Source organism: Paenibacillus sp. 2RAB27 (assembly GCF_052115445.1).
In the GTDB taxonomy this organism is placed as follows: Bacteria; Bacillota; Bacilli; order Paenibacillales; family NBRC-103111; genus Paenibacillus_E.
The window spans coordinates 343,376-357,956 of record NZ_JBFRGR010000002.1; the positions used below are offsets into that span (position 1 = coordinate 343,376).

Genomic DNA, 14,581 nt, shown 5'->3' on the forward strand with positions numbered 1-14,581 from the left:
GAAAACGACTGAACTCATACAGCTGTCATCCTTCTCGCATCTCGCAATCATGGATGTGATTAGATGGAAAAGCTACATCTAATTCCGCTCGATTCGGCTGATTTTTCCATCTAGATGGAAAAACTCCAGTTAAATTTCACCTTTGTCGTGAAAAGCGAGCAAATGGTTGAAACTAGCTGGAGTTTTTACAGTTATTCTCTGAATATAGGTCAAATGGTCTGATTTAGATGGAGATTTTCCAGTTATTGCGGCAAGCTGCGATTAGCCTGCGTTTATAATGGAAATATGTTGTTTTTTATACATCTCAAGAAGATCAGTATCCATATAAGAATCGGTTACAATCGTATCAATCTGATCCAATCCACAAATGTTCAGGTACGATACCGTTTCGAATTTGCTCGAATCCGCTACGACGACCTTCCGCTTGGCGCTCTTTAGCATGGCATTAATGACCCCATCTTCGCCCTGGCGAAAATCGGTCAGCCCTTTCTCAAGGGATATCGCATTAATACTAATAAATGCAAAGTCGATATTAAAGCTCATAATTTCTTGTTCAATCGAGCGGCCGTACAAGGAGAACTCCTCATGATTCAAATAGCCTCCTGGAATGATAACCGTGAAGCCCTTCTTCTGGGCCAAAATATCTGCGATCCGAAGCGAATTCGTTATGACGGTAAGCTTCTCAAAACGAGCAGCGAGTCGCTTGGCAACCTCAATATTCGTCGTGCCAGCATTGAGAGAAACAGCTTGATACTCTCTCACCAGTTCAACAGCATACGCGGCTAATTCCTGCTTCCTTTCGTTCTGCGTAATCTTTCGCTTAAAGAAAGCTTGATTCGTAGCCAACTCTTCTCTTTTGGAAACAGCTCCCCCATGTACACGCTGAAGCTTATCTTCTTGTTCCAGACGTTCTAGATCCCTACGAACAGTATCAAGGGAAACTTGCAATAATGACTTTAATTCGACAACCGTGACTTGCCCCTTGGATTCTAGCTCCAATAATATTAATCGATGCCTTTCTGGTGCAAGCATTTCGTATCTCCTCCGTGTTAACGCATCCATCTGCATTGTATCTATCTATCCTAACAAAAATGCTTAATCTAGTAAATGTGACATTTGACATCATGTCGCGCGCGCCCCTAGTCATGGAAACCATCAAGCATATTCTAAGCAAAAAAAGATGCTTACAAAGAACATGCGTTCTCTGTAAGCATCTTTCAATTTCATTTCCCAAATAAATAATTGTGTATAGCTTGAACAGTTTCCGCTCGAGAAGTATTGCCTTTTGGCGAGAACTGCCCTTCTCCCGTTCCATTCAGCAGCCCGATTGAAGCTGCATCTCGAATAGCCTGCTTCGCCCATGACGATATCTCGTCTTGATCTTGAAATTGAATTGCACGTGGATCTGACAAGGCATGTCTAGGCATAATTGCCCACGCACGCATCAACATGACAGCCATCTGCTCACGGGTTACCAGATCATCTGGCGAGAAGCTCGAGTCACTAACACCTTGTACAACGCCACTCTCCACAGCAGCTGCAACATCTTGGCCGTACCAGGCTGTGCTCGGAACATCATCGAAATTACTTTTAATTGACCCTGATAGGCCAATCGCACGGACAAGAAGTGCAGCGAATTCAGCCCGTGTGACACGTTTGTCTGGTTCGAATTGACTGGTCTCTTTCCCTTTTACAATCGGTTCAGCCACGATATCTTCAAAAATATGTCTAGCTGCCAAGTCACCGATGACTTCCGCTGCCCAGTGGCCGCCGGTATCTTGGTATTTCACATTGTAATCCAGAACAACGTAGGAGCCTCCATTTGACACGTTAAACACAGCTTCTGGCTTATCCCATGCCATATTTTCCGACTGATATGCCAGACTACCATCCTCATAAACCTTGTATAGTCCTGCCCGTTTGGCATTTCCTTGCGGAGGTACTTTCATACTTAGTTGTATAGGTGTGAAGTTCTTGTTTGGCTCCTGCAATCCTTTGCTACCGTTCGTCGGGAATTGCCAGTTCACTTGGACTACCGGGGTTAAGAACACCGTTCTTTGGCTGGAATCCGATTGCATGCCACCCAGCAACTCATCAGTGATCGAATTGTAAGTCAACACAAGCGAGCTTTTTTTCCTATTCTCGTCATCAAGACTGGAGCCGGCTTCGCGAATGGCTTTCATCGAAACTTTTGCCGATCCCCAATCAAATACAAGCTGAAGATGATCCCCGGTAAACCCTGCAGCTGCTTCATACGGAACAGCAACTTGGGATTTCCCCTCTTCCACTCGAATCGTGGCTGTGCCCTGTTCATTCTTAAGAGTTAAATCATCAGGTTTAATAACCTGTACAAATGGCTCGGAAACAAGATGAGTATCCGTCGGTATAAGGCCGCTTTGCCCGCCAGATCCTCCACCCGTGCCGCCGCCTGGTGATCCCGAATTGCCGCCTGTATCAGCTGCCCTTACGGTCAGCTCATAGGTAGCCTTAAGCTCATGATGAAAAGTTGTGATCGTTACCGTTCCTTGTTTTTTCGCTGTTACAAGCCCATCGGCATCGACCGAGGCGATGCTTTCATCGCTGCTGGCAAACTGCAAATCCTCAGTAATCGTCTCTAGTTTCTGATCACTATACGTTCCCAGCAATTTCACTTTCGCTTTTTCTCCGATTTTCAATGGATTCAACCCAGTAATCTCCAACTTTATTAGCTCTGGAGGAGTCAGGATCGAATCGTCTCGAACGTTAATCGTATAGTTGGTGCTCAACTGCTGATACGTAGCCGTGATAACCGTCTGGCCTGCTTTCAGCGCAGTAACCGCACCTGACCTTCGATCTAGCGCCGCTACCGTTTCATCCGAAATGAACAAGTTTAATCCAGACGGTGCTAGGAGATTAGCATCGAGCAGCACCGAGCTGCTGCTGTCGCTATATACGGCTGTGACAACCGTTTGCAGATGATCCCCAACCATCGCCTGCTTCAAGCCATCAATCTGCAGTGATTGCATAACAGCCCCTGCCGTTGACGGGTCTTGCACAATCAACTTATAAGAACCTGATACATCCCCATTCGTCGCTGTGATGATGGTCTCACCTCGCGAATGAGCGGTTACCACTCCCGCTCCCGTAATGGAAGCAACAGCCGAATTGCTGCTGGTAAACGAGTATCCCTCCGTAGTTTCCACCACTTTACCATTCTGGTAAGTCGCCTCGACAACCGTGCTTCTCTGCTCACCAATCTTCATTGGCGCAAGTCCCTTCAAACGGATCGACGTCACCGGTGAATCCTTCAAAGTAAACGTCTTCTCCACCGATTTCGTCGTATTCCCATACGAATCCGTCGCTTCCGCGTACCAGGAATAGGTCGAGTTTGTAGTCAGCCCTGACCATTCCCACGCTGATTGTCCACCGCTCACGATAGGCTGAGCTGCTGCAAGTTGCTGTATTTTGCTTCCTTTGAGACCGATATAACCTGTCGCCAACTCGATATCGCCAATATCCGTGTTAAGCGGCAACGTATACGTTTCATATTGCTCTTGAAAAAAGCCATAGTTATCATTCGTTATCGTCGAGTAAGGAACCATATAAACCAACTGTTTTTTAACATCAAAATAAAGCATTCGCAAGTAAGCTGCTCCGCCTAACGACGTATCCTGATAATCATGCAGCAATTCATAGACGACTTTCCCGTCAATACGCTTCACATTATAGAAGGCAGCTTGACGATGTCCGCATAGCACCATGAAGACATTGCTGTTCGGTGCAATGACTTTTTCCATAATTTTTTGTCCGCCAAAATCTTGCGTATCATAGTTGCCTGTATCATATAACAAGTACGAATGCGTAGTAACGATGGCTTTGCGATCCTTGTACCGGCTGAGCACATCATTCGCCCAGTCGATGGAAGCTTGATCAACACCCCAGCTCAGATAGACGATAATAAAATCCATGCCGCCAGCAGAAATTAAATCATAATGGTTTTTATTATTACGATCAGTTCCTCCGTAATAAGGTTTGTTCTTAAATCGATCCTCACCGAAATATTTATAATATAACTGACTTGAGCTTGTATTCGTATAAGGTGAATTTACGTCATGATTACCGGCAAGTACACCATATCGCACATTAGCGTCATCCAATATTTTCATACTGCGATCCGCATTTACCCATTGAGGATCAGACGTAGCAACATTGACAATATCTCCGGTATGGACGACATATTGAATGTTTTTACTATCTTTATTGTCTGCAACCCACTGGGTCATTTTGTCGTAAACATCCGGAAAGTCCTGTGCTTCCATTTGCGTATCCGTCATCCACGCGAAGGAGAAATCATACTGGTCACGTTCCGGCTTCTGCCCTGGGAGCATGGTATTCTGCTGTGTAGCTGCAACATACAGTTTCACTTTCTTATTCGCATCCACCATCGTTGCTGTATCTAAAATAGCTGTGAGTTCGAAATCGCTGTTGTTCGCATTTCCCACCTTCATCGCAACTTGTTTCCATTTACTAGCGATAAAGTCCCATGCATAGATCATTACTTGTTGCTTGGAATGTCCTTGCCAAGTTACTTCCAACTCATCTATCTGGGATAGATCACCTTCAACGGTCATATCGAACCGTTGATATGGATAATTTTTCAAAGATTGCGTACTATAGTAAGAACTATCAGAAGCCTGTATCGACTTTAAAGCGTTATCCGGCAACGGCTGTTCCACGGTAATCGCGTCAGTTTTCGGCGGATCCATGGAATTTGTGAAATCATACGCTTTGTTCGTCGACGAATTCGTTTGAAAATCGCTTACAAATTGTACATTTTTCTCGTAAAATGCGAGATCCATCGTATCGTCCGTCGGTTCGATTACATCAGCTTTCAATGACACTTTCCCGTTGGCATCGACAATCTCACCGTCAGCACCTTTCAGTGTAACAATCGGCTTCAACTTGCTTCCATCAATCTGGAATGCAATACGCTTACTGACTACCAACTGGGAGTTGGAAGTAGCGACAGCGTCAATTGCAAGCGTATGCTGGCCGCTTTTCAACGATAATAACGTCGTTTGGAATGCTGTTGATTGGGAGCTGATCGTAACTGGCGCACCGCCGTCTAACCTGTAGGTAATGACAGCAGACTGACTAATAAATCCACTGAACGTAAGATCAGGTGAATAATATGTAGCCCCTTCTTTGGGTTGAAAAACCGTCATCTGTAAAGCGGCATTCTGGGATTCCGCTTCTCCGTAAATAAGAAAGGTATCCATCATACTCAAATATTCAGCTTGTACCCATGAAGCGCTTCTAGCCGTTCGGGATATTCGTGCTTCATCGATCCCTCCTTTGAATGAACTGCCTCCTATCGTTAAGGCGCTGCCCGCCTTAATATTTCCTGTGCGCCGACCCTCGGCAACCTTGACTCCATCGCGATACAAAATCAGGTTATTGCCTGCAAGTGAGCTATTATAGGTCAGCGAGAGGTACGTCCAATTGTAATCAGTAGCCCCTCCATTTAATTGCAGGCTTGCTGTTTGACCATTTAAGTTATTATCCGTTGCATCGGTAAAGACGTTAGCCATCCATTTGCCGGCCACCGCTTTTAACCAATACGCATTTTCCCGAACCAACATACTGCCCGCTACTTTCCCCTGAGCTAATCGCGCCCAACCGGAAATCGTGATTTGCGGCTCTCCGTCGCCTATATTCCCATTGTTGGTTGTATTGGCTGGATAGATTGTCCCCAAGCTATTCTCAAAATAGCGTCCAACCCTATGATATTTAGGATCTTCACCCTCCAGTGTGTAGGCCGTGCCGCTTGTTGTGGCACTTTTCGCTTGGCGCAAGCCGATGTTGGCATTTGACGTAGAATCCTTGAACTGCTCCACTTGACTCGGGTTAGCATAATTGTCCACAATCCGTTGACCGAAGTGATAGACTAACAAGAAGTCCGAATTCCAAGCTTGCAACTGATCGTTCGTCTTGAGAGAGCTTCCGCCGTAATAAAGCCACATATGATCCGTGCTGGATGCCGAGCGAATCTTTGGCACTGTCACCCATACGATGCTTTCGCCTTGCGGATCCCATTTCTCAACTTCATACAGCAATTGTACCGATTGATCGTCATTGAAGAAATGCAAGTCATCTTGATTGGTGACCGTGTAATTGATTTTGGAAGCATCAAGCTTCACAGGAACTGGGAAATCCTGCAAATCTTCCAATGCCGCTTGATTGTCGAAACTTATCATGATTCGGTAATTCCGATCCGTATCCGCCCAATTGGCGGTAACCGCTGCAGTCGCAGTGCTAGTAGGCAATACGCCGACAGGCTGTAGGATTTGGAGGAATAGCGCGAGCAGCAGTATGACCATTATTCGTTTTTTCCATAAACCCATTTTCAAAGCTGGTCACTCCTTTATCTTTAATATGAATGCCTATTTCGCTTGCAATTTCATCATGACTTGTACCGCTTCTGCCCGTTTGGATGGCTCCTCAGGAACAAATGCACCATTACCTCGACCATTCAACAGGCCTAATTGTGCTGCCATCTGAACGGAATCGCGCGCCCATGTTGAAGTCTGATCCATGTCTAGGAAAATGGAAGCTTGCTTAAGCTCCACCTTGCCATACTTACGCTCATAAGCTCGTACAAGTAGAACCGCCATTTCTTCTCGGCTGATCTCCGCATCCGGCTTGAATAAGCTGTCTCCCTTGCCGTCAATCAACCCTGCCCCCGCCGCCGAATCTATATATGCTGCATACCAAGCGCTGCTTGGCACATCCGTAAACTTCTCAGCTTTGCTCGGCTTAAGTTCTAGCGAGTTAACCAACAGCGCAACAAATTCCGCTCTTGTGATACTTCGCTCAGGTTGGAAATATTGATCACTTACCCCCTTAACCGTATGATTAGCGCTCATGACCTGAATGGTCCGGAATGCCCAGTGCTCGACAGGGACATCGCTATACGTTTTTTTATACGATAACACAGCATATTTACCATTATTATCTAAATTAGACTCAATGCCTCGATCTGTCAGATGACCTCCCACGTATTTCGTGCTTCCATCTTGGAATAGTTGATACACACCAAGCAATTCCTTGTCCGCGCCTTGAGGTACAACGAACTCAATTTGCACAGAGCCTTGAGGCAATTCCGTAGCGATCTTCTGTCCGTTAGCCATTTGCAGTTCAGCTGAGAAATCATATATGCGGGAGACTAGTGACATCGCTCCTGCATCTTGTTTCAATGTATTCTCCCATTTCTGTTGGTCTTGCTCAGACATGGCCGGAAACGATACGGCAAGTTTGCCTTCGCCCGCAGTTTTAAGTACCATTTCCTTTGCTGCCGATTGCAACAGTTTTCCGCTCACATGAAGGGAAAGGTCATCTTGCCCAATTGAAACCACTTGGCTGCCCGACAATTTGCTTGCCAAAGCCGGGAACAAAACTTGTGTAATATCTGACGCGATATCAACACGGATATTCCCTGACAGCCCTTGGAGTTGTTCATCTGTTACAAGCGTTGAACCCGGCTTATGATCCGTAGGATTGGACGAGCCTGAAGAGTTACCTTCATAAGAAGAATCTCCTCCACCGCCGCCACTTCCATTATCTACATCGAGCACACGAATGGACGACTGTGCAGCTTTATCCTGATAAACTACGGTGACTACCGTCGTTCCTTGCTTTAGTCCAGTCAACCTGCCTTGTGAATCTATGCTTAGAATGGAAGAATCCTCCACAGTCCATTCTGCCATTGAAGCAATTTCGATTGGATCTGCATGATCGTAGATGGCTTGCGCTTGTAAGGAAACTTGCTCGCCAACTTTCATGCTCGCAGGAGCAGTAAGATTAACACCCTGCAGAAGAGGTCCTTGATTTGGGACCACAGCTATCGCATAATTGGCAGCAAACCCTTGGTAGGTGGCATAAAGTCGTGCTACTCCTGACGTTAAAGCTGTTAACTCTCCCGTTACAGCATCGATTTGAACGACGCTTGGGTTGTCGCTTCGATAACTAACATACTGGTTTACAGGGAAGAGTGAATTATCATCATATACAGCTTGAATAACGGTTGATGCTGTATCCCCCACTTTAAGTGTGTGTGGACCGGCAAATTGAAGTGAGATGATGTGAGACTTGCCTGGCTCACCGACAGGTGGCGTAAATGCTACGACGATCATCAGGTCCGCTGTTAATCCATTTGCTTCAACATGAATGAGTGCAGTACCAGGAGCTATCGCTCTGACCTTTCCACTCGCATCAACTTGGATAACGTTTGGATTATCCGATGAATAAGTTGCCAACGTAACGGAATCCATACTGCCATCATTATTAATAAATTTGGCTTGCAGATTGGCAACGTCCCCTGGTTGCATCGTTTGCGGACCATCAATCTGAAGATACTGCCGTACTTTTGCTCTCACTGTAATCTCGACTGAAGCACTGAATGTGCCTAACTGTGCCGTAATCAGAGACTTGCCTGGAGCTATCGGTACGATGATGCCCTGAGCATTGACGGTCGCTACTTCTGGATGTTGACTTTGATAGACAATGGCTTGCTGCTTGGCCTTAACTTCATTGGCCGAGTTGTCGATCAGTTGGAGGACAGCTTGTCCTGATTGTCCAACGACCCAGTTGGTGGGAACATCCAAGCGAATGGACGTGACCGTTGATGCATAATCGCGTACATACTGCTTATACAAGAATTTGGCTTTAAACGCATTTACAGCTTGGCTGTACAACTGCACCAGACCGATCTTGCCTTGCATGTAGTCTTGAGCTCCAACCGGATTCGCGCTGGCCCCGATGGCCAAATCAACTTTCGTTGCGCCTCCGATCTCACCTACTCTGGATCTGGACATCGTTTCTTCGCCATTGATATAAAGCTTTGCAGTCGCTCCATCATATGTCGCCAACGCATAATAGATTTTATTCGCCTCCAACGGTTTACCGCTATCGACAGTAACATAACCTTCTGTGCCAGCATCCTCTTTCACATAAAACATGGCTTCGAGTTTCTTGGAAATTGGATTGAAAGCCATTGAATAATCCGATTCATGCGTTTTCCCTATTATCGTTTGCGTACGACTGAGTGTATCGAGTGAGAATGAAGCAGCCATCGACATTTGCTTCGGACTTAGTTTAGTCTCATTTGGTATGCGGACATACGAATCAATTCCATCAAGCGCCAATACTGGTTTGGCAAAAAGGGGATGATCGTACATCACTGGCGCTCCGACCGCACTGCCTACATGCTGGCCAGGACTGCTATCACTGCCAACGGATTGCGTAAAATCCATATGGAGCAAGTCTGGACCTGAGATAACGCCTGGTGAATCCTCGAACGCTTGTAGTGAAGCGCTCAGTTCGTCCATCAGCGTCTTCGTGCTCTCAGCGGACGTTGTATCCAAATTCGTTTTATACCGAGCAAGTGCTTGCCCGATCTGATCATAAGCAGTTTGCGGAAAAATTATACCGCTTGCGTTAGCATCATCTATCGACTTTTCTACCTTTTCGGCTAACTGCTTGGCGAACACATCTCTCTGCAGACTTTCCCGCTCGTTCTGGTTAATGATGCCACGGTATACGCGAAACTCGTCCAACTTGGCATCCTTCAAGTTAAAGCTCACGTTTTTAGCTCCGTCAGTCCCAATGACGAAATTTAGCGAGTCGATTGATGCCCCCTTAACACCGGAGATATCAACCTCACTAACTTTAACGTTGTTTTGGTACACCGTCAGCATGCCGTTTCTGTCATAGGTATACACCATGAACGTCCAGCCTTTGCCAGCTACGGTTGTTGCCCAGGTATCAATTCTCGTTTTGCCTGCTGCCGTAAAATTCACTTTATCCTTATTGGCTTGCTCCCACCATGTCGAGATCGTAAAACCGGTATTCGCGCCAGTTGACCAGTTTTTGTTAGATACAACAGCCGTATTCGTTGTATCTTTATTATCGATCCAATAGGCTATAGAGAAGTTCATGTTAGCGCCAAATTGCAGGGCAGCCGGCTTCCCCATATCAATATAACTATTCCCTTTAAAATACATGGCTTTCCCGAGGACACCTTCTGTAAAAGTCGGCGCCCCGTTCAGCACTCCGTTATTCCCTTTTCCGGAACGGTCTGTCGCTGTCTCGTCATCAAAATCCAAATACACGACATTGGAAAGTCCTGCAGCCTGGAAAGCAGCCAACGATCGCTCAAGCGCAGCTACCATGGCGACCTTCTCAGAAGTGGATGCTGCTGCATCAATTCCGCTTTTGAAAGCAGCAAGATCCTGTCCGAGCTTGTCATAGGCACTTTCTGGATATACCAAATCACTCGCTCTTGCATCGCTAATTGCCGTTTCAACTTTGGTAATCGTTAATTTCGGAACACCATCCATATACAACTTATCCATCTCAGCCTGATCGATTAGCCCCTTATAGACCCGGAACTCATCAAGTTTGGCGTCTTTCAAGGAGAAAGTTAGATTTTTATTTCCATCAGCACCAATAACGAAGTTTAGAGAATCAATGGTTGCATTCTTATGGGAACTGATGTTAAGTTCACCGATTTTCACGTTGTTCTGATATACCGTCAGCATACCGTTTCTGTCATAGGTGTAGGCCATGAACGTCCAGCCTTTGTTGGCGAAGGTAGGAGCTGCAAATAAATCCAGCCTTGTTTTGCCCGCCGCCGTAAAATTCACTTTATCGGTATTGACCGTATTCCACCATGGCGTGATCGCAAACCCCGTATTGGCGCCACTCGACCAATTTTTGTTGGATACAATGTTGGTATTCGATGTATCTTTATTATCTATCCAGAAAGCGATGGAGAAATTGGTACTGGTGCCGAATTGCAGCTCAGCCGGTTTACCCATGTCAATAAAGGAATTACCTTTAAAATACATGGCTTTTCCAGAAACACCGTCCACATAACTAGGCGTACCGGTTAGCGTCCCTGCAAGATTCTTTCCTGAACTGTCTGCTATCGTACTGTTATCAAAATTAAGGTTCAATTGAAGTTCGTAATCCGCTGCTGCTGCAACAGGCTGTGTCATTCCCCCGATACTCGCCAACAACATCGTCATCGTGCTAAGTAGAGCTATTCCCTTCTTCAGTCTGACCAATGTTTGATTGCTATCATGCCACATACATATTCACTCCCTTGTTCATATTTCGTTTCTTGTAACCACATACTAGCAAATTTAAAGCAGAGTTCGCTCCACGACCCATATTGCTCCCATCAGCGCAATCAACCCTGATGCAATGCCTAGGGCATAGCGATAGTTGCGCCATTTTGATGCAAAGACGACAATCGGCAGCAAGACAAGCCATACACCGATCTGTCCGATCTCGACCCCCACATTGAAGGAGAATATAGATAAGATAAAATGATTCAGAAATGCATCTCGCAGCACCTCAGCGAATCCTAAACCATGGATAAGTCCAAAACCAAGAGACAATGCCCAACGCTTATTGATCTTCCTTAACCATATATTTTCTACTGCCACATACACGATGCTCAGTGCAATTAAAGGTTCAACTACAGATGACGGGATATTAACAATCTTGAGAGAAGCTAGAATAAGCGTAATGCTGTGACCAATCGTAAATGCCGTCAAAGTCTTCAAATAGTCTCGCTTGCGTTGCGGAAGTATGATAAGAGCGGTAACGAAGAGTAAATGATCAATTCCGGTCCAAATGTGGTGGACACCAATTCCGATATATTCAACTATCGACACCAACCAATCGGGCAGCATTAGGCTCCTGTTCCCAGATTTCATCCCCTCAGCTTCTTCCGCCACAAGTCGGTGATCTTTGTTAAAAATCATATCTACCGAGCTGCCCTTGTAGTGGATTTTCGTGAAATTTTGATGTTGAGGATCCAAATCATCAAAAAACAACTCATAGTTAATGGCATAATCCTGGATTGCATCAGGGAAATCATAAACCAAATCGATCATCATATAGGAACGATTTTCCCTCTGCTTAAGTGTTACTCCCTGTAAAGTAGCTGATTCGGTCACATTCGCGCTATTTACAAAAAGCCCCTCCGTAATCATTCGCTGCACATCATCAATTTTCCAGGCAGACTGTTGTGGCGCAGCAGGATCGAAAACGTACGTTGACTTGTTGGATTTGCTATCAAGCCATTGAGCATACTCTTCCGGGTCCAGATATAACTGATAGCGAATGGTAGAATTGTCAATAGTTACATCCGAATATCCTGTCGTCGCCATATGTGCGCTAGCTGAATGTACAGGCCAAATGACAACTAGCAACCATAGTGACAGAAGACATTTAACCAGCCGTTTACCTAACATACCGTTTAAAATAACAATCATTTTCTCCTCCCACTTATTCATGTTTCTCCTTGTTCAGTATAGTAATAACAGCAATATCAAGCAATATATAATGCTGTTTTTTACAATATATTTATTTATTATGCTTTTTATTAGTTTACAAATCATCTATACTTTTTGCTCTTTTAATACAGATAAAATGATTACAAATCTCTCCCTGTTTTATTAAACATGCACGCTAAAAAGAGTGAATTTCCATTTATTGCGAAATAAATTTGTAGCCAGAAAACCTTTTAAAATAAAGGAATATACAGGATATCAACGAGACTCATCTGTCGTTCAGCATATCTATATTCTAATCTGCGTATACCCTACACATATTCCTTCCACAAACGAAAACGCTAATATTTGCATGGAAAGACTGCTAGTACACACTGCCAATTCAGAAGTAAAACAGCAAAACAAAGCATAAAAATGCTTTCTAAGCACTTTTTGAACAAAACACTTGGAGAGGTTTCCTGCATCCCCAAAACAAAAAAGCCCGCTAGTTAGGCGGACTTGATTGGATCTACACGTCAATGCATCGGCTTGCGTTTGAATACTAAGTACAAGAAGAACGGTGCCCACTACACCATTTAAAACCGAGCCCATGCCGAGCCACAAAATGCATCAACAGGCGATGTACCTAAAAAGGGTTGTTTGCCCAGCAAACAATTCAGAATTTCCCTTTGAACAATCGCTGAAGCATTATAGCCATTAATCATTGTCGGCATTGTGGGCATCTCATATAAAGTATACGGGTTACCAAGTGAAATGAATAAGGTTGGAACGTAGGTAGGATACCATGTAAAGATACCTCCCGCCTCTTCCGGTGACATACGCAGGGAATTCTGCATAAAGCCCGGCGAGCGCTGCGTCACGTAGATGACCAAATCGATGTCATTATTGTCCTGTTTGAGATGGTAATTTCTAACCACTTCAAACCCTTCATTCACCAACATCTGTTCAAAGAGACTACCTCCTGCACCATTCTCTGTGAATAAGGAGCCTTCACTCCCAGAAGCAATGAGAAGAACTCTCTTATGTTTTTCAGTGGAAATGGGCAGTAAGTTTTGCGTGTCCTTCACTAGCGTCACTGAGGTTCGAGCTAATTCTTGGGCTAATTTCATATGCTTGTCAGATCCTACACAAGCTAAATCTTGCTGCGCTGGTCTTTCCAGATGCAGACCCAACGAAGCTTTTAGAGCCAGTACCCTCGTCACCGCATCATTCAAACGTTCCTCTGTAATAACGCCATCTTTGACCCCCTGAAGCATGGCTTCAAAGTCATATTGGAGATCTGCTGTGAATAGAAACATATCCACACCAGAAGCGATACAGCCAGGAACGATTTCATGTCGCGGTCCCCAACTCGTCATGCCGACCATCGCTGTCGCGTCGGAAATGATTAACCCGTTAAAACCTAGTTCTTCTCTAAGCAGCTTCACGTTTAGTTCATAGGAAAGCGAACCTGGCGTATGCTGCTTTCTAACATCGTGAATGCCAAGCTCCTCATAGTAAGCGGGAAGTGCAATATGCGCGCTCATTACACTTTTGACACCGGCATAAAAAGCTGAACGATATACACGACCATAGGTTTCGCGCCACTGCTGCATCGGCATGGAATTAACCGTCAGCACTTTATGCTGATCGCGGTCATCCATCCCGTCACCTGGCCAATGTTTCACGCAAGCTGCCATTCTCCCGCTTTCCTGTACACCCTCTACAACTGGCATTGCGTACGTTTCTACCACCTCAAGTGTATCTCCGAAGGCACGTGTATTGACGATCGGATTTTGATGATTATAGTTAATATCCAGCACCGGCCCGAGTACCCAGTTAAAGCCGATTGCCGAGCCTTCAGCTTCTATACCTTTACCAAAAGCTTCCGCCAGTTCTGGCTTGCCCGTAGCTGCAACCTGCATGTTCATGCCAAGATTCGTTCCGTCAACAGCTCCGCCAAATCCGCCAGACTCTAAATCTCCTGTCACCAGCAAAGGCAGCTTGCTTCGGCTTTGCATATCCGCTATTTTCAATTGTTGATTGACCTTTGTCGCATCAGGACTAAAAGCAAAGAGATGCACGCCACCTGGTTTAATGCTTAGTAAATCCTCAGGCTCCGGTGAAAATGGCTTTTGAACCACAACGAACAACTGCCCAACTTTTTCTTCCAAGCTGAGCCCCTCACTCGTTTCCTTTACCCAAGAAATGTCAGAATCTGATAAATAAAAAGGTTTTTGACGAAGTTGATCATCTTTCAT

The 14,581-nt window shown here is 45.2% G+C and carries 5 protein-coding genes; all 5 read right to left on the reverse strand.

Features of this window, described 5'->3' with window-relative positions:
• Positions 1-261: 261 nt before the first annotated feature.
• A complete protein-coding gene (locus AB4114_RS04230) occupies positions 262-1,032 on the reverse strand; it encodes a DeoR/GlpR family DNA-binding transcription regulator (RefSeq protein ID WP_441987292.1) in 771 nt (256 codons plus the stop codon).
• A 191-nt stretch (positions 1,033-1,223) separates the two neighbouring features.
• Entirely contained in the window at positions 1,224-6,383 is a 5,160-nt protein-coding gene (locus AB4114_RS04235) for a DUF2341 domain-containing protein (RefSeq protein ID WP_441987473.1), read from the reverse strand.
• Positions 6,384-6,422: 39 nt separating this feature from the next.
• A complete protein-coding gene (locus AB4114_RS04240; RefSeq protein WP_441987293.1) occupies positions 6,423-11,129 on the reverse strand; it encodes a LamG-like jellyroll fold domain-containing protein in 4,707 nt (1,568 codons plus the stop codon).
• A gap of 54 nt (positions 11,130-11,183) precedes the next feature.
• Entirely contained in the window at positions 11,184-12,344 is a 1,161-nt protein-coding gene (locus tag AB4114_RS04245; RefSeq protein WP_441987294.1) for a HupE/UreJ family protein, read from the reverse strand.
• Between the two features lie 572 nt (positions 12,345-12,916).
• Entirely contained in the window at positions 12,917-14,581 is a 1,665-nt protein-coding gene (locus AB4114_RS04250; RefSeq protein ID WP_441987295.1) for a glycoside hydrolase family 3 protein, read from the reverse strand.